Below are 26,397 nucleotides of genomic sequence, written 5' to 3' on the forward strand. Positions count from 1 at the left end.
GATTACTCTTCCTCGGTGGCCGCAGAGTCGAGCAGGTTGTACTTTTTAAGGTAGCCCCGCAACTGGTGATAGGTAAGGCTGAGTTTCTCGGCCGTTTTCTTTTGATTGTACTGGCTGTCGGCCAGGGCTTGCTGAATCAGTTCGATCTCATACTGCTGTGACAGATTTTTCAGGTCCACCGGATACTCAGTGGCAGGCGTTACCGGTGCCGCCGGGGCCACAGGTTCTGCTGCTACTGCGGTGTCGCTGATGCTGGATGTAGACTTTGCTTCTGACTGATCGGCAGGTGCAGATATCCGGTCCTGGGTTTTAACTCGTCCTTTTGGTCGATATGCCGACTCAAAGGGGTCGAGAATAATTTCGTGGACCGGCAAATGAGGGTTGTTGCAGCGGTATACGGCGCGCTCTACAACATTTTTAAGCTCACGGATATTTCCGGGCCAGTCATAGTCAAGCAGGGTGCGCTTGGCTTTTTCGGTAAAGCCGCTGAACAGCTCCATTTCCAGTTCCCTTGCCATGTTAATGGCAAAGGTCTCAGCCAGCAGTAAGATATCTTCCTGGCGTTCACGTAGCGGTGGGATGGTAATGACATCAAAGGCCAGTCGATCGAGCAGATCGGCCCGAAACTCGCCACTCTCGGCCAGCGCCGGGAGGTCTTCGTTGGTAGCGGCAACTAAGCGCACATCTACCTTGAGCGTTTTGTTACCCCCAACACGCTCAAATTCACCGTATTCGATAACTCGCAGGAGCTTTTCCTGAATCAAACCGGACGTATTGGCCAGTTCATCCAGAAACAGGGTACCGGTGTGAGCCAGTTCGAACCGGCCTTCACGGCTTTTACCTGCGCCGGTAAAGGCACCGGCTTCGTAACCAAAGAGCTCGCTTTCCAGCAAATTCTCATTCAATGCGGCACAGTTCAGTTTTACATAGTTTTGATCCCAGCGTTGCGACAAAAAGTGCAAACGTGCTGCAATCAGCTCTTTACCGGTACCACGTTCACCGATAATGAGCACAGGTTTATTGAGCGGTGCAATTTGCGAAACCTGCTCTAAAACCTCTAAAAAACTGTTAGCCTGGCCAAGTAAATTATCTTGCTGGCGAAACCGACTCATTAATTCCCTCAAAAAGTAGCCAAATCGACCAATTAATAGTGTAGATTAAAAGTATCGTTGATTACAGCGTTTATTGGCATTAAATATTATATAATTAATTCAATGCTTTACTTGGTTTTTCTGAGTTGGCGCGGTATTTGTATGTGTTAGTACAAGTTGAAACCAAGTTAATCCACATGTTTAACACGCGCTAGAGGTAAATAATTATGGGTATCTTCTCTCGTTTCACAGATATTGTGAACTCAAATATAAACGCGTTACTGGATAAAGCCGAAGATCCTGAAAAAATGGTTCGTCTGATTATTCAGGAAATGGAAGACACACTCGTTGAGGTTCGTTCTGCGTCTGCTAAGACCATCGCGAACAAAAAGGAAATAGCTTCTCAAATCAGCAAAATGGAAGCGGACGCTGCCGACTGGCAGAGCAAAGCGGAGTTTGCCCTGAGCAAAGACCGTGAAGATCTGGCCCGTTCAGCGCTACAGGAAAAGAAAAAGAGTCAGGAAGCTGCTGATGTGCTTACCGCTGAGTTAAGTGCGGTAGAAGAGCAAATTAGCAAACTGCAGGACGAAATCGTTCAGTTGCAGGAAAAGCTGGCTGATGCCAAAGCCCGTCAGAAAACGATTCTGATGCGCCAGAAAACCGCCTCATCACGCCTTGAGGTTCGTAAAACCCTCGACAGCGGTAAGATTGATGAAGCAATGGGTCGCTTTGATCAGTACGAGCGCAAAATTGATGATATTGAATCGCAGGTTGAAGCCTATGACCTGGGCAAGAAAACGCTGCAGGATGAATTTGCCGAGCTGGAAGCCGGCGACAAAATTAATGATGAGTTAGAAGCGCTGAAGGCGAAGATGAAAAAGGCTGATAAGCCTGCTGCAAAGACAGCAAAATCTAAATAACTGATTATATTTTATTGGCTGGGGGAACTCAGCACTTCTGACCGGAGGTATTAAAATGGACGGAGATATTGTTGCACTCATACTGGCACCACTGATCATCTTTTTGATTTTTGTGGCCCCTATCTGGCTAATCCTGCATTACCGCAGTAAAAAGCAAGTCAGCCAGGGACTGTCAGCCGAAGAGCAGGTTGCATTGCAGGAACTGGCGGGCAAAGCGGAAGCGATGTCAGAGCGAATTCAAACGCTGGAGGCTATTTTAGACTCAGAAGCACCTGAATGGAGGAACCGGGCATGAACAGTAAGAAAACCATTTACCGTGACGCCAAGCACGGTCGTATAGCCGGCGTTTGCGCCGGCATCGCAGAGTACTTCGGTTTGGAAGTGTGGCTGGTACGAATTTTAACGGTAACCGCGTTTTTCCTACTGGCTGGCCCATTTGTTTTAGTAAGTTATGTAGCGTGCTGGTTCATTTTTGACAAGAAGCCGCAAAACCCGGAAGCGATGAATTACAGTCAACCGGTTGAAGTAAGTGGTAAAGGCTGGAGAAATTCCGGTTCTGGTAATAACGACAAAGTGGAAGTGAAAACCCGTGTATGGCAGGCAGGAGAGCCGCCTCGTCAGGCCTTTCACGATATTACCAACCGCTTCCAAACCATTGAATCGCGGTTACGCAAAATGGAAACCTACGTGACCTCACGTGAGTACCAGTTAAATCGCGAAATTAGCCGCTTGTAGTAAAAAAGGTAAATAAAGGGGTCAGAGTAAATAAAGGGGGCAGAGTCTGAGGGATCCCCACGAATTTAATTTCATGTGCCTGCGGCCCAGGCAGCGTCAACTATGGAGCTGTACCATTTGAGTGCAGCTTTCCACTGTCGCATAGTGAATCTTATTCGGCAAGCAATAGCTCTCAGACCGAGATAGTGGAATGACAGGACGCTTCTGGTGTCGGTATTAGCTTGGAAGCGCCGATGTTTATTCGAAGAGACGACTACCATACCCAATAAGATAGCAACCAGTGACGCTAACGTAGTAAGTAATATCAGTATTGTTAGACGCTGCTTTTTCACGCTTTTATTTTGCTCATAGCCAAGCCCGAACTTGGTGCTTTTCATGTCTCTAAAGCCTTCTTCAATCTGCATGCGCTGGCGATAAATGGCAACGACCTGTTTCGATAAGCGTCGATGAGATGCTAGTGATGTGGCTAACAGCCACGGGTCTTTCGCACCTTGCGCATGGACTTTCGACCGCTTTGATGCTTTGCGTGTACCATCTGGATTTGAAGCGTGGCGCCCTTTCGCTTTCTGCTTGAACAGAACTAACGTACAGGCAAAGGGGTTACCTCTAGCTATTTGGCTGTTATCAAAACGCTTTGGTCGACTGGTCGCTTGGGCATAAAGGTGACGAATACACTGCCACGTATTGCCGCTGTCGAGTGAGTAAAAATGCGGTTTGCGAACCCGTCCGACAATATCCCAGCCTAACGCTAATACTTCCCTGAACCAGGGTGACTTATACCCTGCGTCGGTGACGATAATGGGTCGGCAATTTGAAGGTAACATGGCGTGTAACGTCTTTAAGAATGCCTTGTGGGTGGCGGGTTTCTCTTTGGTCTTGTTGCAGTGAACTTCTTGATAAAGTGTGACGGATCTACCCTTTAAAGATATGGCCGCGCGTAAAAGAAAGTGCGCTTTATGGTCATCTAAATCTGACCAGTCGATTGAGATAACAGGGCGTGATGTACTGCCACAAAATAGTTGGCAAATAGATGCATAGATAAACGGTGTTTCACTTAATAAATGCGGGTTTGAAAGCAAGCGGTCGGCACGTTTAATCCGATGTTTTTCATAAGCTTTAGTACTAACCCCACGACCAATACTCGTTACGCTTGCTGCGCTTCCATGAAGAAGGCTTTTCACGCACGCCGTTACCACATCCCGACGCGCTTTATGCATTTTATAGCTGACAAGCGATATGACATTGTTCACAATAGATAGGGCATTCATGGCAGTTTGGTCTCGGTGATTTTTGGCAATTGATCTGATCACCAAACGTCATGAATGTTCCTATCTTTTTTTATCTTATTGATATTGCATTATTATTTGTGGGGATACCTCAGACTCTGACCCCTTTATCTTTTAGATGGGATTTACCGGATTGCCGTAAATATCCAGCTCTACCGGCTCACCGTAGCCAAGCTCTTTGATTCGCTCAAGCTGTGTTTCGGCATCACCTACTACCAGATAAATCATTTGCTGTTCGTTAAGGTGTTGTTTGATGACCTCATGTATATCCTCCAGCGATGCGTTCTGCACAAAGTCCTGCTGGGTAGCAATGTAGTTATCCGCTAATCCCAGACGGCTGATTTCCTCGAGCATATTGAGCTGACTATCCAGCGTTTCAAAGCGTCTTGAGTTAGCTTTGATGACCATATTTTTGGCAGTGGCCAAATCTTCTTCCAGATAGGTGGGCTGATACTGACCAATCAGGTTTTTGAAAATTTGCAGTGATTCCAACGTCACATTGGTTCGCACCTGAGAAGCTGCAATAAAGGGCACCTGATATTGTGCAGCAGGTAAATAAGAATACGCGCCATAGGTATAACCCTTCTGGATACGCAGCGTCTGGCCGAGGCGTGCACTCATTCCGCCGCCAAGTCGCTCATTAGCAAAATCAATGGCAAAAAAGTCAGGGTCGGAAGCTGGTAATACCGGCTTGCCAATATAAATGACCGATTGTTTGGCATCTGGCACGTCCACAAAGTAAACCACTGGTTTTTCTACCGCCGAGATTTCAGGTTGTGCTGGCAGTGCCACGGCTTCCCCCTGCCATTGCTTCACAGGTGCTGCTGCGGTAACAGCTTCCTCGGGGCTCAGTGCACCTACCACATGCAAGGTGGCCTGCTGCGGCGACATCACCTTCTCGTAATAGGCCTTAACATCCGCCAGGGTAATGCTTTCAACACTGGCCTGAGTACCGCCCAAAGGTTGCCCGGCGACATGATTATCGCCATACAGGAGGTGAGCAAACACATTGCTGGCTATCCGCGCGGCATTACCTTCGTCGCGTTTAATCCGGGTTAAGCTGGCTGATTTAAGACGTTCAAATTCATTTTCATCCCAACGTGGTGATAACAGCATTTCTGCTGCCAGCTCCATCAGCGCGGGATAATGTTTGGACAATACGCGGCCGGAGAGCTCAATACTTTCACGATCGGCAGAAATGGAAAGTTGTGCGCCTAACTGGCCAATCGCCTGTTCCAGTTCCTGCGGCGTTTTATTTGCCGTACCTTCGTTAAGTAATTGCGCCATCAGCGCTGCGGTGCCGGCTTTACCTTTGGGATCCAGCCATTGCCCGCCATCGATGGTCACAGAGAAGTTAACCACTGGCAGCTCGTTGCTGGTAATTCCAATTACCTTCACGCCATTCTCCAGCGACTGATGCCAGATGTCTGGTGTGGTAAGCGTTGGCAGCTCTGTCAGAGGCGGCTCTGAGCGGTCATGCTCGGTGGGGGTTTTAGTATACTCAACCGGCTTTTCTTCAAATTCCGGCTCGCTGCCAGCAACAATTTCTTCTTCTTCCACCGGTGCTTTGCTGGAACCTTTGAGTACCAGGCCTGGCTGATCCTTAGGAACAAAGGATGCCACAATAGCAGGCTGGTTATACACGTACTGATTAAACACACGCATGATGTCTTCGCGGGTCACCGCCTGAATATTGGCAATGTCCTGCTCGATAAAGTCCGGTGAACCGGCGTATTCGTTGTAGATCCCCAGTTGCAGTGCCTTATCCAGAATACTTTCGATATTGTAATAGAATGCGGTTTCCTGCTCTGCCTTGATACGCTGAAGCTGAGCATCGGTAAAGCCGTTTTCAGCAAAGTCATCAAGGGCCTGCTGGATACCGGCATACACCTTATCGAGAGGCACATCGGCATTGGCCTGCACGTTAATGGCAAAACTGCCGGCAATCTCATTCGTGTCAGACCAGGCACTCGGACGCGGCGCCAGTTTTAACTCTTCAACAAGGGTTTTGTACAGCACGGCATTTTTGCCATCGCTGAGCAGGCGGCCCAGGGCATCCAGTGCATAAGCATCATCGGTATATTGTTCAATAGTAGGATAGGTAAGACGTAGTAGTGGAAGTTTGGCAAAATTGTCTAAATGATAGAGTTTTTTGTCGGCTTCAAGACTTACCGGTTGTGGCTCAAGGGCAGGGCTCGGCTCGCCTGATTTGATTTCACCAAACCACTTAGCCACTTTTTCTTTAGTTTGTGCAATATCAATGTCACCGGCGATAACCAGGGTGGCATTGGCTGGCATGTAAAACTGATTATAAAACTCGCGAACGTCGTCCAGCGTGGCGGCCTGCAGGTCTTCTAAGTCGCCAATAACCGTCCAGTTGTAGGGGTGTCCGGTTGGATAGAGTGCTTTTCTGACTACATGACCCATATGGCCATAGGGGCGATTGTCTACCCGTTGGCGCTTCTCATTTTTAACCACCTGTTTTTCGCGTTCCAGGGTACCCTGATCCACGGTATTGATCATATAACCCAGACGGTCAGAATCAATCCACAAAAGCTTGTCAAAGGCGTCTTTAGGAACCACTTCGTAATAAATGGTGCCGTCACTCCAGGTGCCGCCATTGCGGGTACCGCCCAGCTCGGGGATCATTTTGCGGTTAGCCCCTTTAGGTACATTTTCGGAGTCGTTAAATGACATGTGCTCAAAGAAGTGGGCAAAGCCGGTACGGCCAGGCTTTTCGCGGTTAGAGCCAACATGCACCACGGTGGCCATGGCCACGATGGGATCAGACTTATCGACGTGTAGCACTACCGTCAGGCCGTTATCCAGCTCATAGCTTTCATAATCCACACTCAGTGATGCTGATTCGTTCTCTACAGCCTGTGTGGCGGCTGCTTCCGGGGCCGAAGAGCTTTGCTGAGTAGACACGGTACTGTCGCTGCAGCCGAGTACCGTCATGATGCTCATGGCCAGTAAAGTGGTTTTTATTTTTAACATTGTTTTTCTGATATTTCCGTCGTTATGGATGGGCCAGCATAAACAACCCGTTGGGACGTTTCAAATGCCATGATAAGCGCTATATAAATCTTCATTTGTAAAATTAATGTTACATGTCGGGGCAGTGTATCCTCATCCTAAAGGTTTAGTGTGGCGTTTAAAGGGGTAAACTTGAGTGGTCTTTAATAACCAAATTTGGTCTATGTCTAAAAATTCAAAATATAATTCAAAAAATCCAGCCATTAACGGAATGATTGAATGGAGCGATGAGGAAAACGCCATTTGGGGCGAGTTGTATCAACGCCAAATGGCCCTGTTACCCGGGCGCGCCTGTAAGGAATACTTTGATGGCCTGGACATGTTGGGGCTGTCTGCTGAGGCTATCCCTCAGTTACCGGATATCGACCGAGTGTTAAAGGTTTCTACCGGATGGCAGACCGCTGCAGTACCGGCCTTAATCAGCTTTGGGGAGTTTTTTGAACTGTTAGCCAGTAAACGGTTTCCGGTGGCGACCTTTATTCGCAGCCGGGAAGAGTTCCACTATCTGCAGGAGCCGGATATTTTCCACGAAGTAATGGGCCATTGCCCGCTGCTTACCAATCCGTCCTTCGCCGCCTTTACCGAGACCTACGGTAAACTGGGGTTAAATGCCAGTAAAGAAGAAAGAGTGTTTTTAGCGCGCTTGTACTGGTTTACCGTGGAGTTTGGCCTGGTAAAAGAAGAGGGAGAGTTACGCATTGTCGGTGGCGGTATCCTCAGTTCACCCAAAGAAACCTGCTACGCACTGGAGAGCGATGTGGCAGTAAGGCACCCGCTGCAAGTGCTGGATGCACTGCGGACGCCTTACCGTATCGATATATTACAACCGCTTTACTACGTGCTTGAAAACTTCAGCCAGTTAATGGAAATCGCCAGAATGGACATCATGCCGCTGGTTAAACAGGCACAGCAAATGGGCCTTTTTGAACCGCTATTCACACCTAAACAACGGGCTGGCTAGACGCCATCTACTCGCACCCAAGTGCTTTATTTTGCGCTAATTGTTGGGTAATTGAACAATTAGCGCAGGTTTCGCGTATTAGACTTTAAAAGTAACCATTTTGTGATATCTTGTAAAATATAGTTTACAGTTATTGAGTGTTCAATGCGTTTAGAAATCAGCTGTCAGGATCGTCTTGGGATTACCCAGGATGTATTAGATATTTTAGTAACCCACAATATCGATCTTAGAGGCATCGAGATTGACGAGGGCGGCAAAATATTCCTTAACTTCCCCAATATTAAATTTGAAGATTTTCAGCATTTAATGCCCAAGATACGGCGTATTGAGGGGATCGAAGACGTCAAAACCACTTTGTTTATGCCCGGTGAACGGGAACGCAATCAGCTCTCTGCGATCGTGCAAACTCTGCCGGATCCGGTGTTCTCCATCGATAACAAAGGCAGGCTGCTGTTGTGTAACGACGCTGTTACCAGTGGCCTTGAGATGGATATTAACGAACTGCTGAACACGGAAATCAGTGAGTATGTGAAAGGCTTTAATTTTGGCCGATGGCTGGAAGGCAAGGCGCCGGGTCATAAAAGCACCAAGGTTAAATTTATTCAGCAGGATTTTGTTGCCGATATTTTACCCATCACGGTACCGGATGCAGCCGACACCGCCATTCTGGCGGGCGCAGTGGTGATGCTTAAATCCGAAGTCAGACTGGGGCAGCAGATCAACGCGTTCCATCAGCACGGCACTGACAGCTTCGATAAGCTGGTGACCCAGTCACCGGTGATGCAGCAAACTATCAGTGAGGCAAAACGGATTGCCGATCTGGATGCGCCGATCCTGATTTTTGGCGAAACCGGTACCGGTAAAGAAATGCTGGCCAAAGCCTGCCACCAAAGTAGCCGCCGCGCAGATAAGGCGTTCCTGGCGCTTAATTGTGGCGCGCTGCCCGATAACGTGGCCGAGACAGAGCTGTTTGGTTACGCCGCCGGTACCTTTAATCAGACTGAAGGAAAGGCTGGCCTGCTAGAACTGGCTGCGGGCGGTACATTATTGCTGGATGAAATTGCCGACATGTCGGTGCACTTGCAGGCAAAGTTATTGCGAGTGCTGGAAGACGGGGAGTTCCGGCGGGTAGGGGACGTAAATCCGGTTGCGGTTGACGTGCGCTTTATTTGTACCACCTGCCAGGATATGGGCCAGTTAGTTGATGAGGGCAAGTTCCGTAAGGAATTGTATTACCGCCTTAACGTGCTAGGGCTGGTTGTGCCGGCGCTGCGTGAACGTCGTTCAGACATCGTGCGGCTGTCAGAATCCTTTATTTTACAGCATAGCGCCAAACTGGGTCGCAGACCTGCCAAACTGAGCAAGTCTTGTGTTGAGTTTCTTCAACAGTATCCGTGGCCAGGCAATGTACGCCAGTTGCAGAATGCTCTGTTCAGAGCGTTGTCACTGCTCGACGGGAATGAAATCACCAAAGAAGATATTCAGCTGCCCAGCTGTACACCAAGCATGACCTACGTTGATGAGAATTTTGAGGGCACGCTCGACGAAGAGGTCAAAAAATTTGAACGGGATTTGCTGCGCAAGCTTTACCCTTCTTACCCGAGCACCCGACAGCTGGCAAAAAAGCTGGGCTTAAGCCATACCGCTATTGCCAACAAACTGCGCGAATATGGCATTAATAAAGCTACTGTAAAGCTTTAATTACATATTATATCTACCACGACGGGCTGCCAGAAGCAGCCCGTCTGCGTTTCTGTCTGCTGATTTTTTGCTGCCTCGCTAGCGTCATGTTTTATTTACAAAAAGTGTAAACGCCACGGTTTCTGCCTGGCTCTGCTGAAGCTATCCGCCAGCCCATTTCTCTGATTATATATGTTGCATAATTGTTAAATGGAGAGAGTGAACATGGCGAATAGCAATAATTATAATCCTTTAGGTACCGACGGCTTTGAGTTTGTTGAATATACAGCGGCTGATGAAGAAGGTATTGAGGCGCTAAAACACTTATTCAGCTCGTTAGGCTTTGCCGAGGTCGCTGAACATAAATCGAAACGCGTGTGGTTGTATCGTCAGGGGGATATCAATTTTATTGTCAACGCGGAACCCGCCTCCCAGGCAGAGGAGTTCGCTCGTCTACGCGGCCCAAGCGTTTGTGGCATGGCTTTCAGGGTTAAGGATGCCCGCGCGGCTATTGAACATGCCAAACAGCATGGCGGCAAAGAATTCCACGGCAACTTAGGGCCTATGGAACTCAATATCCCGGCCATCTATGGGATCGGTGAGAGCACGCTGTACTTTGTTGATTTATACGGTAAGCACAGCATTTATGATGTGGATTTTCGTTTTTATCCGGACTGGCAGGAACGTATGGACAGCGCTGGCGCTGGCCTTAAGCTGGTGGACCACCTTACCCACAACGTAAAACGCGGCAACATGGCTGTGTGGGCGGAGTTTTACGAGAACATTGGTAACTTCCGCGAAATCCGCTACTTCGATATCGAAGGCAAGCTGACTGGTCTGGTGAGTAAAGCCATGACATCTCCGTGCGGCAAAATTCGTATTCCGATTAATGAGTCGGTGGATGATCACTCGCAAATCGAAGAATTCATTAAAGCCTATAACGGCGAGGGCATTCAGCACATAGCGCTGGCTACCGATGACATCTACCAAACGGTTACCGATTTAAAAAATCGCGGCCTGGCGTTTATGGATACGCCGGATACGTACTATGAAGCGGTTAACGACAGAGTAAAAGGACATGGTGAGTCCATTGAGCACTTAAAGGATTTGCGGATCCTGATTGACGGGGCACCTGAAAAAGACGGTATTTTACTGCAAATTTTCACCGACACGGTGATTGGACCGGTGTTCTTTGAAATCATCCAGCGCAAAGGCAATGAAGGATTCGGTGAAGGTAACTTTAAAGCCCTGTTTGAGAGTATCGAACAGGATCAAATTCGCCGTGGCGTGCTGAATGTTGAGGACGGCAATGCGTAACCCGGCGCGTTTTCCGCTTAAGGAAGGCCTGCATTCCCGGCAGGCCCATGCGGACTTACCTGAGCAGGCGATCTACGAACGGGAAGTGGGCCGCGAGGGCTTCTTCGGCCCGGCCTCACATATTCACCACAAACATCCGCCTACGGGCTGGGTGGAGTGGGAAGGTGAGCTGCGCCCCAGAGCCATGGATCTGAACCAGCTTAATGAACTTGCCATTGCCCGGTCGCCATTTTCGGCGCCGGTGATCCTGCACAATGCCCACTGTCAGTATCGCTTCTGGCATTGCAATGAACCTATGACCGAACTGGCGCGCAACGCCGACGGTGATGATTTGCTGTTTGTACATCGTGGTCAGGGTGAACTGTATTGTGACTATGGCCATATGCCCGTAAGCGAAGGTGATTACATTGTTATTCCACGCTCAACAATGTGGCGGTTAAACCCAGAAACACCGATGCAGCTGCTGATGATAGAAGCCACCGACGACAGCTACCAGTTGCCGGAAAAAGGCATGGTAGGCCAGCACGCGGTGTTCGATCCGGCGATGCTTGAGTATCCACGCATCAATGACACCTTTCTGGCCCAGCAGGATGAAAATACCTGGCGGGTAGACGTTAAGCGACACCAGCGTTTATCTCGCATTACCTATCCGTTTAACCCGCTGGATGCACAGGGGTGGCACGGTGATTTAACCGTAATGAAGATTAACTGGCGCGATATCCGGCCGTTAATGAGTCATCGCTATCATTTGCCACCCTCTGCGCACACCACCTTTGTGGCCAAGCGGTTTGTTGTCTGTACGTTTGTACCGCGCCCGATTGAAAGCGATCCCGGCGCGCTGAAGGTGCCGTTTTATCACAGCAATGACGACTTTGATGAGGTGCTCTTTTACCACGCCGGTGACTTTTTCAGTCGCGATAATATTGAAGCAGGAATGGTCACTTTCCATCCTGCCGGCTTTACTCATGGTCCGCACCCCAAGGCATTTGCCGCCGGACAGGCACATGCCAAAACCTTTACCGACGAAGTCGCTGTAATGCTGGATACCCGCGATGCATTACAGGCAACGGCAGCGGCTGAATCGGTGGAAAACCCCGACTATGTATACAGCTGGCGGGGCTAGAGGAGAACAATATGAAATTAGCAACTTATAAAAACGATTCACGTGACGGGCAGTTAATGCTGGTCAGCCGGGATTTAAAGCGCACCTGCAGTGCCGTACCGGTGGCAAAGACCATGCAGCAGTTACTGGACAACTGGGATGAACTGTTCGAGCCGCTGAATGAACGATATCAGGCGCTATGTTCAGGTGAACTGCTGGCTGAAAAATTTGATGCACAAAAATGCCATTCACCATTGCCCAGAGCTTATCATTGGGCCGATGGCAGCGCCTATGTGAACCATGTTGAGCTGGTCAGGCGCGCTCGCGGTGCTGAGGTGCCTGAAAGTTTCTGGCACGATCCCCTCATGTACCAGGGTGGCAGTGACGACTTTATCGGCCCCTATGATGATATTGAAGTACCTGATGAAAGTATGGGCATCGATTTTGAGGCTGAAATAGCGGTTGTCACGGCAGATGTGCCAATGGGCACCGCCGATGAACACGCGGGTAACTTTATTAAGTTGCTGATGCTGGTCAATGATGTGTCGCTGCGAGGCCTGATCCCTGGTGAACTGGCTAAAGGCTTTGGATTTTATCAGTCCAAGCCGGCCAGCAGCTTTGCACCGGTAGCGGTTACGCCCGATGAGCTAGGCGACAGCTGGTTTGACAGTAAGGTGCATTTAGCATTGTTAACTCACTATAACAATGAACTGTTTGGTAAGCCCAATGCCGGGGTCGATATGACCTTTAATTTTAATCTGCTGGTGGCGCATGCGGCGCGCACCCGCAACCTTGGTGCCGGTACCATTATTGGCTCAGGTACGGTATCGAATAAACAAGGTACCGATCACGGGTCGGCCATCGTGCATGGCGGAGTTGGGTATTCCTGTATTGCCGAAGTCAGAATGATTGAAACGATCCGGGATGGACAACCTTCTACCGCTTTTATGAGTAATGGCGACACCGTTCGTATCGAAATGGCAGATAATGACGGCAGCAGTATTTTTGGTGCCATTGAGCAGCGCGTAAAAATTAAAAAATGAGTTATGCTTAAACATACAACAATGACAATAAGGTTGCGCATATGAGCTTAAAACTCTACGGCTACTGGCGTTCCTCGGCGACATACCGGGTCCGCATTGCTTTAAATCTGAAGGGTCTCGACTACGAATATGTGCCGGTGCATCTGGTAATGGAAGGCGGGCAACAACACCAGGAGGCTTACGGCCGGCTTAACCCGGCGCACCTGGTGCCTACTTTTGTTGATGATGACGAAGACATTATCCTTAACCAGTCGCTGAGTATTATTGAATATCTCGACGAGCGTTATCGGCAACCCTGTCCGCTGTTGCCATCTCATGCAGTAGAAAGAGCCAGAGTTCGCTCACTGGCACAGGATATAGCTTGTGATATTCAGCCAATTGCCAATCTGCGGGTGCTGAATAAATTGCAGGAGGACTGCGGCTTAACAGCAGAGCAATCTGCAGACTGGGCCCGACAGTGGATCACCCGTGGCCTGACAGCCATTGAAAGACGGTTACAAACTCAGGCGGGACGCTACTGTTTCGATTTTGATGTGACGCTGGCCGATGTTTGCCTTATTCCGCAGGTGTTTAACGGTAAACGCTTTAACGTGGATATGAGTCAGTTCCCGCTGATCAGCAAAATTTATGATCAGTGCTTATCGCTGGAGGCGTTTCAGAAGGCGCAACCGGAAAACCAGCCGGATGCCCCTTAACGGTGAAATCAGTGAAGCGTCCGCTTCACTGATTTTTAATCGGTAATGAGGTCGTGTTTTTTACCTGTTTTAAGGCAAAAGTTGAACTTAAGTGGTCAACGCAGGGCAGGTGGGTGAGCTTGGTTTTGAGCAAATATTCGTATTCTTCAATACTCTCTACAATCACTTTCAGCAGATAATCTTTTTCACCGCTGGTGGTGTGGCATTCAACAATTTCTTCTATCGATTGCACTGCATTTTCAAAGTCGGTGAGCGAATCGCCATCGTGATTTTTCAGTGACACGTAAATAAATACCGATACGCCTAAATTGAGTTTTTTACCGTTTAACAATGTTACCTTGCCCAGAATAATGTCTTCTGCTTCCAGACGTTTTACCCGACGCCAGCAAGGAGTGTGTGAAAGCCCGACCTGTTGGCTTAAGTCAGCCATAGAGATAGTCGCATTTTGTTGCAGAACGCGCAGAATTTCGCGGTCAAATTTATCCAGTTTCATCGAGGGTGCCTGTGCCGGAAATGCTTCCGGTGATTATGATAGTTATTGTGCGTTACATTATAATACTAGGATAACTATCCTAGAAAGCGGTGTAGTAAAAAAAAGCGCTTGCGAGGTGTAAATTTAATGCCTGAAAGACGCAACGCTTGTCCTCACAAGGCTGCGCTACTATACAACTTTACTCTTAAGGAACTGTGAAGATAATGTCTGTGTTTGAACATTCAGAATTTGATGCCCATGAGCATGTTGCGTTTTACTCCGATCCGGTTACGGGACTGAAAGCGATTATTGCGATTCACAACACCAATCTCGGGCCATCGCTGGGTGGCTGTCGAATGTGGCCTTATCTTAACAGCAGTGAAGCTCTCACTGATGTACTGCGACTATCTAAAGGCATGACTTATAAGGCTGCGATGGCCAATTTGCAGCAAGGTGGTGGAAAAGCCGTGATCATCGGCGATCCGCGTAAAGACAAAAGTGAAGCTTTTATGCAGTCGATGGGGCGCTTTGTGGAGAGTTTGAGCGGTCAGTATATTACGGCTGAAGACTCAGGCATCACCGTTGACGACCTGAAAGCTGTGGCTACCCAAACACAACATGTAGCAGGTACGTCTGCGCAGTACAATGCTTTGGGAGAAACCCCAACAGGCAACCCTGCGCCGTCTACGGCCTACGGTGTTTTTGTCGGGCTTAAACAAACCGTGAAACATGTACTCGGTAGCGACTTGAAGGGCGTTAAAGTAGCTATTCAGGGCATGGGACATGTAGGGTATCGGCTGGCTAAACAGTTGCATGCGGAGGGCGCCGAGCTTTATGTCGCGGATATTTTCCCTGAAGGATTGGAGCGTGCCCAACAAGAACTGGGGGCTACAGTTGTTGCGCCAGAAGAAATATTAACCTTGCCAGTAGACGTGCTGGCGCCTTGTGCCATGGGCTCGTCGATTAATGATGAGTCGGTGCCTGATATTCGCGCTAAAATTATTGCCGGTGCGGCAAATAATCAGCTAGCCCGGGAAGAACTCGGTACGGTGTTACATAAAAAGGGCATTTGTTACGCGCCGGATTATGTCATTAATGCTGGCGGCATTATCGATATCTACCACCAAAAGCAGGCCGATAGTTCAGATCAGGCCATGCGTGACCATCTGGCAAAAATTGGCGATACCCTGATTGAAGTTTATGAGCGTGCTGAAGCTGAAAATGCACCTACCAATCTGGTGGCTAATCGTATTGCAGAAGAACGATTTGCAAAGCGGGGTTGAACTTTAGCTAACAAGTCGTCATAATGCGCCGCGCTCGTGATCAGTAACCAGGTCACGGCGCACAAGTTTCTATGGTGGGCTTTTGGTCCTCCCGCAATGATACTCTGTGAACCCGGTCAGGCCCGGAAGGGAGCAGCCGCAGCAGACGACTCATGTGCCGGGATGTGGCTGGAAGCCTGCCACCCAATTTCCTCTCTATTCTTTACGTGTTTTTGGCTGATCGAGAAATTTAATGGCTTTTTCGATAGCATACTCAACGTTCATTTCCATTTGCTGACGTTCGCTTTGTGGCAGGTAAAATGCCATATCAACTTCATAACGAATATAACGCGGCGGCACCTGATTTAGCGCCAGACAGCACAGATCTGCCAGATAATCACCAGACTTGGTTTGATCCAATCCCAGTTGAGTGATGCGTTCGAGTACCAGATGTTCGTAATAATTATGAATATCGTCATCTAATTTCACGGTAATTTCCTATTTTCAACAACCTGTCAATATTCAGTTATAGCTACTCTGGCTCAGTTGTCGAGCATCTTTATGACAAAAAAGTCAATTGAGCGCTGTATCACGACCGAGTGTTCTCTTAATTTCCGAATAACGACAATCTACCGTACATTTTGCTGCCAACAGCCTTGAAACAAAGTGAAAAAGTTCGCGACGGCTATATGGTTGAGATTTAGCCTTTCAGGCAAAAGTTTCATCATACAATTGAGTTATTTCGCTCGATGCGATTAATGACTGATTAGCGAGGGTAAACTGCCGGAACCCGTTTCCCTGTTTGGCCTTTCTGTTGTCAGCGTAAAATAAAAGCATCTTTAATGTAATAAAAGTGTAATGCGGCGGAATAAATATAGTACAAATTATACTCTTTGGTTGATTTTTAACCTCAACTATCTCTTCCTGAACCTGGGCAAAATTGTCTGCAGATAGGTTTGCTGCTTAGTATGACTTCGGGAAAATTCCCATTCTAATGTCATAAGTCGTTATAAAAACGGCAGTTCTTCCAACCGCTTTGGTTAGCAGGTTGGTCCAGGGAGATAGAAATGTTTAATATGAAAAAAAGCATTGCTGCAGTAGCAGTTGCTGCATCACTTGGCATGGGCGCAAGCGCTTATGCAGGGAACAACGATGGTGGTATCGTTGTAAGTGTCAGCGATGGCAGCGAAGCACCACTTTCCAACGTATCCATTGTTATTCGAAATTCAAACACCGGTTTTCGCCGCTCGGTAACAACCGACAGTGACGGTAACCTTCGGGTAGGTCTGTTACCCGTAGGCGTTTACGAGGTTGTAGCCGAAAAAGACGGTTACGATACCGTATCGCTCGGTGAAGTTACGGTCAGAATCGGTCAGAACACCAACGTAAATCTGACTCTTTATCCGGACAACGTAGAAACCATCTCGGTAACCGGTTCTGCTATTGCCAGTATCGATTTCACTTCTACTGAATCAGCGCTTAACATCAGCGCCGTTGAGCTTGACCGCTTACCAGTGCCACGGAGCGTAACCTCTGTAGCACTTTTAGCGCCAGGTACCACTCAGGGTGATAACCGTTTCGGTGGTGTGTCTTTCGGTGGTTCATCGGTAGCAGAAAACCAGGTTTATATTAATGGCCTGAACGTTACTAACTTCCGTAACGGTCTGGGATTCAGTAATCCTCCGTATGAATTTTACGACCAGTTCCAGGTTAAAACCGGTGGTTACTCTGCCGAATTTGGCCGCTCAACCGGTGGTGTGATCAACGCCGTAGTTAAATCAGGTACTAATGAATTCCATGCCGGTGCCAGTGCTTACGTAGTGCCTTCTGATTTGCGCGAACAGGCGCCTTCAGTGTTTGAGGAAGACGGTTCTTACTACACGTATCGTGACAACGATAAAAGCAGTACCATTAACTACAACGTCTGGGCGTCTGGTGCGCTGATTGAAGATACCCTGTTTTTCTACGCGCTGTATAACCCGCGTGATGTTGAATCACGCAGCGACCGTACATTATCAGACGGTAACCTGAATGAAAGCAACGATGACAATGCGTTCTGGGGCGTTAAGCTTGACTGGAACATCACCGATAATCATCGCCTTGAATTACTGACCTTCTCGGATGACTCAGAAAACGTTACCGATATTTACAACGTGTCTGAAGAAGGTGAGAGAACACAGATTGGTTCTTCAACCTCTTACAGCGGTGGTACCAACTGGTCATTGAAATACATTGGTTATCTGACAGACGATATTACGATGTCTGCCATGTACGGTGAGAATAAGTATGACCTGACCACAGCCACTAATTCGTCAGCGGATTGTGCACTCGCTCTGGATTACCGTTATTACTATGGCTTTGCCACAGATATCCCGGGTACTGGTGTAGTAAGTAATGGTTGTGCAACAACCAGCAACTACTTCCTGGAAGAAGGCGAGGATACCCGTGAAGCTATGCGTATCGACTTCGACTGGGCGATAAGCGATGATCATTTACTGCGTTTTGGTATGGATAACGAAACCAACACGTCTTTCAGTAACCAGTTTTATTCTGGCCCTACAGGTGCTTACTACTTAGTTTACGGTGGTTTTGACGGTGAGACAGTTAACAATGTTGTGCTGGATGCCGATACCGATTACGTCATGGCCCGTACCCGTACCGTTGGTGGTAACTTTGAAACAGAAGCGTCTGCTTTCTACATTGAAGATACCTGGACGGTAACTGATGAAATTACACTGACCTTAGGTTTGCGTAACGAACAGTTCGATAACAAAAACGCATCGGGTGAAACCTTTGCGAAAATCGATAATATGTGGGCACCTCGTTTAGGTTTTGCCTGGGATATCGGTGGTGTGGGCGAGCATAAAGTGTTTGCCAGTGTCGGTCGTTACTTCCTGCCTGTGGCAAATAACACCAACGTACGTCTGGCTGGTAACGAAGCCGACCAGCGTAACTACTATGAGTTTACCGGTTGGGAAGAGTTTAGCTATAACGGCGGCACTTACTATACCCCAGGACTGGGCGATCAAATCGGTACTACCCGCGTAACCTCTACCGGCGAAGTACCTGATACCCGTTCAATCGTTTCGAATAACCTTGATGCCATGTACCAGGACGAAATCATCATTGGTTACCAGGGCATGATTAACGAAGACTGGAGGTGGGGAGTCAAGGGTACGCAGCGTAAGTTAAACGGTGCTATTGACGATATGATCATCGACCACGCTATTGCCGAGCGCTTTGGTTGTGGCGATGGCTATCACCCGAACCAGTATGTACTGGGTAACCCAGGCGAAAGCATGGAAGTTTACACCGATACCGACTGTGACGGCAGCGTTGATGACTGGGCTACCTTTACAGCAGAAGAGCTGGTATACCCGGAAGCAGAACGGACCTACTACGCCGTTGACCTGAACATCGCCAAAGCATGGGATGGAGTATGGAGCTTAGATGCGACTTATACCTGGTCACACAGCTATGGTAATTCAGAAGGCCTGGTTAAATCGGATAACGGTCAGAGCGATGCCGGTCTGACAACTGACTTCGACTTCCCGGAGCTGATGGATGGTGCTTACGGTAACCTGCCTAATGACCGTCGCCATATGCTGAAAGTTTTTGGTTCTTATGCAATCAGTGAAAACTTCACCGTAGGTATTAACTACTCACTGCAATCCGGTCGTCCGATTAATGCCTTTGGTGTTGCTCACCCGGGTCCTGATGGTGAAGTGGATTACGGTTATACCTATTATCTGTCTACCGACAGCGGTGCGGTAAATGATGAAGGTGCGATCATTTATGATTATGAACAGGTAACCCGTGGTTCTCAGGGACGTACTCCATGGGTATCACGCGTCGACGTGAACCTGGCATACAGCACAGAGATCGCCGGACTGGATACGCGCTTCAAAATCGATGTATTTAATTTGCTCGACGCAGATAATGTTACTCGAATTAATGAAGTTGCCGAAAGTGCCCAGGGTCAGGCAAGCCCTCGCTATGGTCTCGCGCAGGCATTCCAAACCCCTCGTTACGTACAAATCAGTGCTAATGTCACTTTCTAAAAATAACAAGCCCCTGTTTTTCAGGGGCTTTTTTACTTTTATCTAAGAACGTTGAGATAATGATCAATAAACACGATTTTGTGCAACAAGCAAACAAGTGTTTAAAAATTTCGTTATTAAACACATAAGTTATTGTGAATATTTATTAACACTCTGTAAGGAATTGTTTACGATAAGAATTATTTATTAGCAAAGTGGCGGAACTTTTTGGAATAGAAGCTCACCGCCTAGTTGATTCTTCCTGTGCTATCTGGTTATTATCGCCTGAGACGCGTTGCGTTTGTCGATAAAATTCGGCAAGTCGTCTGCTTTTTTAAAGTAGCGTAGCGTCTGTAAAAAGGTGCCGCGTCTATTAAAAAAAGTCGTTATCAAGCGACAACCATAAAAGTAAATAGTGGTCCAGGGAGACAATTAATGTTTACAAACACTAAACTGGCTAAGTCAGTGAAGCTGGCTTGCGCCTTCGGTTTGGCCTCTTCTGCTGCAATCGCACCTAGCGCTGTAATGGCACAGGATGCTGACGAAGCCGAAGCCAAAACGGTAGAAAAAATTTCCGTAACAGGTTCTCGTATCCGCAGAGCCGACCTCGAATCAGCCAGCCCGGTTACAGTAATCAGCAGAGAAGAACTTGAATTAACGGGTCTTACTGATGTTGGTGACTTTATCCAGAGCTTACCTTCAATGTCCGGTTCACCAATCGGTACTACTACCAACAACGGTGGTAACGGTTCTGTTCAAATCAACTTACGTGGTTTAGGTGCGGTTCGTACGCTGACACTGGTAAACGGTAAGCGTGTAGTTGACGGTGGTGACTACCAGGCTATTCCTTCAGCCATGATCGAGCGTGTTGAAATCCTGAAAGACGGTTCATCAGCGGTATATGGTGCTGACGCGGTAGCGGGTGTTGTAAACATCATTACCCGTAAAGATTTCGAGGGTGTTGACGTAACGCTGCAAACTGCAGACTGGTTCGACACTGACGGCGCTGGTCAGGACTCACTTTCATTATTATTCGGTCAGACCTTCGACAAAGGTAACTTTGTATTTGGTGTTGAGCGTGTAGATCAAGACGAAGCTTTCCAGGCCGATACGCCTTGGGACTTCATGCAGAACTCTTACTACATTTATCCGGCAGGCTGTGAGGCGCAGGTTACTGCTCCTTACGATGGCACTCCACAAGGTGGTTGTTACCCGGTTGGTTCGTCACGTATTCCAGAGGGACGTTTGCCGTTCTTCTCTGATCCTCGAGTTGACCCGGAAACCGGAGAGCGACTTCCAGATTACTATGCTGGCCAAGGTTTATTCTTGATTGGTGACCCAGCTACTGAAGCATATCAAGCTGGATTAATGACGCCACACGACGGCCGTACTTATAACTACGCGCCGGTTAACTATATTCAAACGCCATTTAAGCGTACTAATATCTTCGCTGAAGCAAACTATGAAGTTAGCGATTCTGTTCAGTTTAAAGCTGAATTCCGTGCTAACCAGCGTACTTCTGCCCAGCAATTAGCGCCGCTGCCATATACTGGTGGTGACCCGATGTACGATGGCTTCTTTACAAACCCACTTAACCCGGATAGAACTGTAGCTTACAGTGGTATTTCCGAAGATAACTATTACCTGCGCCAAGCAGTAGATTTATATAACGCAACGAACGGCACCTCTCTTAACTACGAGCCAGTAGTTGGTGTTCGCCGACGTATGATCGAAACTAATCGCCGTTTCGAGCAAGACATCACTCAGTACCAGTGGAACGCTGAGCTGACAGGTGAACTTGATAACGATATGTACTGGGAAGTGTATATCGGTGAAGGTCACAGAACTAACGTAAGCCGTGACTTCGGTCAGTTTGCTGGTTCACGCCTTTCTAATGCCCTTGGCCCATCGGCTGACTTAGATGGCGATGGTGTGCCGGAGTGTTACGCAGATATCGATAATCCTGGTACGCTAATCCAGGGCTGTGTGCCATTAAACCTGTTTGGTGGTGGTGCAGTTGATGCCGCTGGTAACCCAACAGTTACTACACTTACACAGGATATGATTGATTACGTATCACTGGATACAGTGGATACTATTACTCAGAAGCAGCGTCTTGCCGGTGCTAACTTATCTGGCGTAGCGTTTGACCTGCCAGGTGGTGAGCTGGGTTGGTCTGTAGGTTGGGCTTACTGGAGACAGAGCCTGGACAGCATCCTTGATTCAGCGAAAACTATCGGTGCAGTAACTGGTAACGTAGGTGCAAGCACCACTGGTTCACTGGTAAACAACTCTGCATTTGGTGAGATCTACGCTCCTCTGTTTGATAACGGTGAACAAACCCTGAGCCTGACTGTTGGTCTGCGTTACGATGACTGGGACGCGTTTGATTCTGGTACCACTTACCAGGTTGGCCTTGAAGGTACTGTAGTTGAAAACTTAAAACTGCGTGCTACCTACGGTACGGTATTCCGTGCACCAACCATCAGCGACTTGTTCGGTGGTGTGGTTGATTCATTCCCACAATATGTTGACCCTTGTATCCCAGCCGCTGGCCAGGCGCTGCCTCCAGGTTGTGCCCAGGTTGGTGTTCAGTTAGATACTCAGGTTAACGCGAAAGTAGGTGGTAACCCTGACATTCAGCCAGAAGAAGGTAATACCTTCACTGCTGGTATCGTTTACTCTCCATCAATCGGCGAGCATGACCTGACGTTCATCGCTGACTACTGGAAAGTTGAACTGGAAGACGGTATCACTTCACTGGGTGTAAACCGTATTCTTAGCGATTGTTACGTAAACGAAAATGACGCAGCTTGTGCGCTGATTACCCGTAACCCTGATTACTCAATCAACAACATTGTTGATACGCAACTTAACCTGGCAGAGTTCACTGCTGAAGGTGTTGACGTAGAAGTACGCTGGGCATACGAGTCAGACCTGGGTCAGTTGAATGCAGCTGTTATCTATACGCACCTGTTAGAGCGTACTTCACAGCAAACAGCTGAAAGTGAAGTGGTTGACTTCGCAGGTATGTTTGTTGGCTCTAGCTTCCCGCAAGATAAAGCTAACGTACAACTGCGCTGGACTAAAGATGACCTGTCTGTAGCGTTACTGGGTGAGTACATTGGTGAGTTGGATAACGATAACTCTCCGTTTGCTGCGTACTTCCCTGAAGGTTACATGCAGAAAATCGACTCTCAGTTCTACACTGACGTAACTGTGAACTACGCCTTTGAGTCTGTTCGCATTACTGCTGGTGTAAGCAACCTGACTGACGAAGCTCCTCCATACATCGATGGTGGTTTTAACGCTTCAACCGATCCTTCTACTTACAGAATGTTCGGTCGTGGTTACTTCTTAAGACTGAACTGGTCTTACTAAGAACACTTTACTTGCCGAAAGGTAAGTAATTAGGAAAAGCCAGTGACTTTGTGCACTGGCTTTTTTATTTTCTGGTGTTTGCTTCTTCCCTTAATAATGATTAGATACACCTAACGAAACAAAAAACGATAAAAAAGTAGTGTGCGCACAGTGAATGTAAATATTGAACAGCTTAGTCAAATAGCCCGGCTGGCCATCCAACAACAGGACTGGGCCCGGGTCAGTGAGTCGGCAACAGCCATTTTAAAGCAGCAGCCAAATAATCCCGAAGGCTTATTTTTAGCTGGTGTTGTGGAGCGGGTCGCGAATCGGCCGGTTAATGCACTGCAATATTTTAAGGCCGCACTGGAACAGGATGACAGCCGCTACGATGCGGCTATCGAACTGGCAAACCAGTATTCCGTGGCGCGACGCAACGGGGAAGCCGCTGAGTTATTGAGTCGCTACAAGGACAAGCTGAGCAACAGCTCGGTGTATTCTGATTTGGCCGGCACTATTTATACTGATATTGGTATGGCAGAAGAAGCCTATCCGCTCTTCCAGCAAGCAGTGAATTTGCAGCCACAGGTCGACTTGTTTCAGGCAAACCTCGCATCCTGCGGCGTTTTTCTGGGCAAAATTTCTGAAGCCAAAGCCATCTATACCCGCTTGTTGGAACGCTTCCCGAACCATCAGCGTAATCATTATCAGCTGGCCCGACTCGAAAAAGCGCAGGACGAGACCCACCTGCAACAAATGCTCAAGGTACTGGAACAAACCAATAACCCGCCCGACAGAAACATCTTTATTTACTTTGCCATTGCCAAGGAATATGAAGATCTTGGCCGCTGGTCAGAAGCGTTTGAATATTACAAAAAAGGCGGCGACGCAGTTTGCTCTGTGGCACGTTACGATGTGAAAGAAGACATTGAGCTAATCGATACGATTATTCGCTGTTGTAATAAAGAGTGGTTGAATGAGCCGGTAACTGCGGCCGAAAATAGCAGTGAACCGATCTTTGTAGTGGGCCTGCCCAGAACCGGCACCACGCTATGTGAACGGATTATCTCCAGTCATTCAGAGGTGGAAACCTTAGGCGAGACGTTATTCTTTCAAATGATTTTACGTCGCGAGAGTGGGGTGCAAAGTACCCAGCCTATATCCCGTGAAATGATTGAAGCCCTTCTCGACAAAGAGCCGGCGGCTATAGCGAAAGGATACATGGAGCAAGTGGCTTATCGATTACATGATAAGGCCTACTTTATCGATAAATTACCCTTCAACATTTTGTACCTGGGCTTTTTTGCCAAGGCTTTTCCGAAAGGGAAAATTGTTTATCTGCATCGTAATCCCATGGATGCCTGCTTTGCCATGTATAAGCAGATTTTTACCTGGGCGTATAAGTTTTCTTATTCGCTGGAAGATTTGGCGCAGTATTATGTGGCTTTCGAACGGTTAATGACGCACTGGAAAGCAGTGTTAGGCGATCGTATTGTGGAAGTCAAATACGAAGACCTGGTTGACGACACGGAGCAACAAACCCGTCAATTGCTGGCCAGCCTGGACATGCCTTTTGAACAGGCCTGTCTCGACTTTGACCAGAACAGGGCGCCAAGTGCAACGGCGAGCTCGGTGCAAATAAGAGAGAAGGCACATAAAAACTCGGTGGATAAATGGCGGCGTTTCGAGCAGGAACTGGCGCCATTAAAAGCCCGGCTTGAAAGTGCCGGTATCAATGTCTAATCCAACGCGCAATTAACATGACTCAGCATTCCTTACATGAATACAGCCAGTATGCCCGAATGCTTATCGGGCAGAAAAACTGGCAGGGCGCTGCCAGCATTGCCAGCCAGATGCAGCAACAATTCAGCGATGAGGCGGAAGGTTTTTTTATTGGCGGTGTGGTAGCAAAAAATTCCGGCAGACTCAGCGCTGCAATGGAACAGTTTGAATCTGCCTTGGAAAAAGATGAGGCTCGCCATGATGCAGCCATTGAACTGGCTGAATTATATACCTCTGAAAGCCGCTTTGGTGACGCGATCACATTGCTGGATAACTATCAGCAAAAGCTGGCTAACAGCTCTTACTATTTGCTGCTGGCAGCCAAGGTGTTTACCTGGCTGGGATTACACGAGAGAGCCTGGCAGGCATTAAACCAGGCTAATAAAGTGCAACCCGATACTGATTCGATCCTGGCCCGTCTAGCCGAATGTGCTGTGTTGTTGGGGCGAATTGATGTGGCAGAGCCAGTCTATAAACGCTTAATCAAAAAGTACCCGCATTTTCAGAAACACCATTATGACTATTCAAAGCTAAAGCGTGCTGAAAACGATGAGCACGTGCAGCAGATGAAGCAGATGTTGCAACAAAACGGGCAGCCGCCGCAAAATAATATTTATCTTTATTATGCCCTCGGTAAAGAGCTTGAGGATTTAGAACGGTGGCAGGAAGCTTTTAGTTACTACGAACAAGCCGGCAACGCCATCTTAAGTAACGCCAACTATACCGTCGACAAAGATATTCAAACCATCAATGATGTAATCGGGTTGTGTAGCCGTGAATGGCTGGAGAATGGAAAGAATACCGCCTGTGACGAACACGCTACGCCAGTGTTTATTGTGGGCTTGCCAAGAACGGGTACCACGTTAATCGAGCGTGTGCTGGCCTCTCACCATGAGGTTGAGTCGGCTGATGAAACGTTCTTTTTCCCGACGGCGATTAATCTTGAAGCTGGTATTAAGCGTTTTAGTGAAATTGATGCTGAAGTGATTAGCAGGGCGGCAAAAAGCGAGCTACAGTCTGTTGCCAGCCGCTACCTCGAAATGGTGGGTTACCGGTTATCAGGTAAATCGTATTTTATTGATAAGTATCCGTTTAACTTTTTGCTGCTGGGCTTTATTGCCAAGGCTTTCCCCAAAGCAAAACTGATTTATTTGCACCGCCAGCCGCTGGATGCATGCTTTGCCATGTTCAAACAGTCGTATTTTAAATTCTCTTATTCACTGGATGATTTGGCAAAATATTATGCTGCACATCACCAGTTAAGAGAACACTGGTTTGAAGTACTGGGCGACAGGCTGATAGAAGTCTCTTACGAAACATTCGTTGCCTCACCAGAAGCATCCACACGACAATTACTCAATGAGCTGGGCCTTGAATTTGACCCTGCCTGCCTGGAGTTTTACAACAACCCTACCGCCAGTGCTACTGCCAGCACATTACAGGTAAGGGAAAAAGTGCACACCCGTTCGGTGGGTAAATGGCAGCATTTCTCTAACGAAATGGCACCACTGGTGAATTTTTTAGAACAGAAAGGAATATTATCAATTAGTTGAAATTAAACGTTGCCGGATTGTTTTTCGCGCTGGCTCCTGCCTAGTATTAACGCTTGCTTATA

The 26,397-nt window shown here is 47.9% G+C and carries 19 protein-coding genes and 1 other RNA gene; 15 read left to right on the top strand and 5 right to left on the bottom strand.

The window, feature by feature from the left end; genetic code table 11:
- Nucleotides 1–2: 2 nt before the first annotated feature.
- Complete coding sequence (pspF, locus tag AC566Q_RS08230) at nucleotides 3–1,112, bottom strand: phage shock protein operon transcriptional activator (protein ID WP_499615613.1); 1,110 nt, start codon at nucleotides 1,110–1,112, stop codon at nucleotides 3–5.
- 206 nt (nucleotides 1,113–1,318) lie between these two features.
- Between pspF and pspA the strand changes: the two genes are divergently transcribed.
- The 3 genes from pspA to pspC are packed head-to-tail and all read left to right on the top strand — an operon-like array spanning nucleotide 1,319 to nucleotide 2,746.
- Nucleotides 1,319–2,011 carry a phage shock protein PspA gene (gene pspA / locus AC566Q_RS08235; protein WP_499615616.1) on the top strand — a complete coding sequence of 231 codons (693 nt, stop codon included), beginning with the start codon at nucleotides 1,319–1,321 and terminating at the stop codon, nucleotides 2,009–2,011.
- 55 nt (nucleotides 2,012–2,066) lie between these two features.
- The gene (gene pspB, locus AC566Q_RS08240; protein ID WP_105934481.1) at nucleotides 2,067–2,306 is read left to right on the top strand and encodes an envelope stress response membrane protein PspB; all 240 of its coding nucleotides are present in this window, start codon (nucleotides 2,067–2,069) and stop codon (nucleotides 2,304–2,306) included.
- Nucleotides 2,303–2,746, top strand: coding sequence for an envelope stress response membrane protein PspC (gene pspC / locus AC566Q_RS08245; RefSeq protein WP_105934482.1), 444 nt, complete (start codon nucleotides 2,303–2,305; stop codon nucleotides 2,744–2,746). The genes pspB and pspC overlap by 4 nt, the downstream gene beginning before the upstream one ends.
- Before the next feature lie 71 nt (nucleotides 2,747–2,817).
- Here pspC and AC566Q_RS08250 read toward each other — a convergent pair whose 3' ends face one another.
- The gene (locus AC566Q_RS08250) at nucleotides 2,818–4,014 is read right to left on the bottom strand and encodes an IS4 family transposase (RefSeq protein WP_499615621.1); all 1,197 of its coding nucleotides are present in this window, start codon (nucleotides 4,012–4,014) and stop codon (nucleotides 2,818–2,820) included.
- Nucleotides 4,015–4,146: 132 nt separating this feature from the next.
- Entirely contained in the window at nucleotides 4,147–7,029 is a 2,883-nt protein-coding gene (locus tag AC566Q_RS08255) for a M16 family metallopeptidase (RefSeq protein WP_499615624.1), read from the bottom strand.
- A gap of 202 nt (nucleotides 7,030–7,231) precedes the next feature.
- Here AC566Q_RS08255 and phhA point away from each other — a divergent pair, with 202 nt between their 5' ends.
- From phhA to maiA, 6 genes are all read left to right on the top strand, one after another.
- Nucleotides 7,232–8,029, top strand: coding sequence for a phenylalanine 4-monooxygenase (gene phhA / locus AC566Q_RS08260; RefSeq protein WP_499615627.1), 798 nt, complete (start codon nucleotides 7,232–7,234; stop codon nucleotides 8,027–8,029).
- A 144-nt stretch (nucleotides 8,030–8,173) separates the two neighbouring features.
- The gene (tyrR, locus tag AC566Q_RS08265; protein WP_499615630.1) at nucleotides 8,174–9,730 is read left to right on the top strand and encodes a transcriptional regulator TyrR; all 1,557 of its coding nucleotides are present in this window, start codon (nucleotides 8,174–8,176) and stop codon (nucleotides 9,728–9,730) included.
- Between the two features lie 204 nt (nucleotides 9,731–9,934).
- Nucleotides 9,935–11,026 carry a 4-hydroxyphenylpyruvate dioxygenase gene (gene hppD, locus AC566Q_RS08270; protein ID WP_499615636.1) on the top strand — a complete coding sequence of 364 codons (1,092 nt, stop codon included), beginning with the start codon at nucleotides 9,935–9,937 and terminating at the stop codon, nucleotides 11,024–11,026.
- Entirely contained in the window at nucleotides 11,019–12,149 is a 1,131-nt protein-coding gene (locus AC566Q_RS08275) for a homogentisate 1,2-dioxygenase (protein WP_499617417.1), read from the top strand. The genes hppD and AC566Q_RS08275 overlap by 8 nt, the downstream gene beginning before the upstream one ends.
- 11 nt (nucleotides 12,150–12,160) lie before the next feature.
- A complete protein-coding gene (locus AC566Q_RS08280; protein WP_499615639.1) occupies nucleotides 12,161–13,171 on the top strand; it encodes a fumarylacetoacetate hydrolase family protein in 1,011 nt (336 codons plus the stop codon).
- 41 nt (nucleotides 13,172–13,212) lie between these two features.
- A complete protein-coding gene (gene maiA / locus AC566Q_RS08285) occupies nucleotides 13,213–13,866 on the top strand; it encodes a maleylacetoacetate isomerase (protein WP_499615641.1) in 654 nt (217 codons plus the stop codon).
- Between the two features lie 25 nt (nucleotides 13,867–13,891).
- Here the strand turns inward: maiA and AC566Q_RS08290 are convergent, their stop codons facing one another.
- Nucleotides 13,892–14,359 carry an Lrp/AsnC family transcriptional regulator gene (locus tag AC566Q_RS08290; RefSeq protein ID WP_499615644.1) on the bottom strand — a complete coding sequence of 156 codons (468 nt, stop codon included), beginning with the start codon at nucleotides 14,357–14,359 and terminating at the stop codon, nucleotides 13,892–13,894.
- A 203-nt stretch (nucleotides 14,360–14,562) separates the two neighbouring features.
- On the opposite strand from AC566Q_RS08290, the gene AC566Q_RS08295 reads away from it, so the two are divergent.
- Nucleotides 14,563–15,621, top strand: a complete 1,059-nt coding sequence (locus AC566Q_RS08295) for a Glu/Leu/Phe/Val dehydrogenase dimerization domain-containing protein (protein ID WP_499615646.1) — start codon at nucleotides 14,563–14,565, stop codon at nucleotides 15,619–15,621.
- Nucleotides 15,622–15,701: 80 nt separating this feature from the next.
- Nucleotides 15,702–15,798: signal recognition particle sRNA small type (gene ffs, locus AC566Q_RS08300), an RNA gene on the top strand.
- Between the two features lie 18 nt (nucleotides 15,799–15,816).
- Here the strand turns inward: ffs and AC566Q_RS08305 are convergent.
- Complete coding sequence (locus tag AC566Q_RS08305; RefSeq protein ID WP_105934492.1) at nucleotides 15,817–16,089, bottom strand: late competence development ComFB family protein; 273 nt, start codon at nucleotides 16,087–16,089, stop codon at nucleotides 15,817–15,819.
- Nucleotides 16,090–16,667: 578 nt separating this feature from the next.
- Here AC566Q_RS08305 and AC566Q_RS08310 point away from each other — a divergent pair.
- The 4 genes from AC566Q_RS08310 (at nucleotide 16,668) to AC566Q_RS08325 (ending at nucleotide 26,335) form a co-directional block, all read left to right on the top strand.
- The gene (locus AC566Q_RS08310; RefSeq protein ID WP_499615650.1) at nucleotides 16,668–19,661 is read left to right on the top strand and encodes a TonB-dependent receptor; all 2,994 of its coding nucleotides are present in this window, start codon (nucleotides 16,668–16,670) and stop codon (nucleotides 19,659–19,661) included.
- Nucleotides 19,662–20,075: 414 nt separating this feature from the next.
- Nucleotides 20,076–23,021 carry a TonB-dependent receptor plug domain-containing protein gene (locus AC566Q_RS08315; RefSeq protein ID WP_499615653.1) on the top strand — a complete coding sequence of 982 codons (2,946 nt, stop codon included), beginning with the start codon at nucleotides 20,076–20,078 and terminating at the stop codon, nucleotides 23,019–23,021.
- Between the two features lie 150 nt (nucleotides 23,022–23,171).
- Nucleotides 23,172–24,743, top strand: a complete 1,572-nt coding sequence (locus AC566Q_RS08320; RefSeq protein WP_499615655.1) for a tetratricopeptide repeat-containing sulfotransferase family protein — start codon at nucleotides 23,172–23,174, stop codon at nucleotides 24,741–24,743.
- Between the two features lie 17 nt (nucleotides 24,744–24,760).
- On the top strand, nucleotides 24,761–26,335 hold the full coding sequence (locus AC566Q_RS08325) for a tetratricopeptide repeat-containing sulfotransferase family protein (RefSeq protein ID WP_499615658.1): 1,575 nt from the start codon (nucleotides 24,761–24,763) through the stop codon (nucleotides 26,333–26,335).
- Nucleotides 26,336–26,397: the final 62 nt, after the last annotated feature.

The sequence above is a fragment of the Alteromonas sp. H02 genome, from assembly GCF_059682525.1.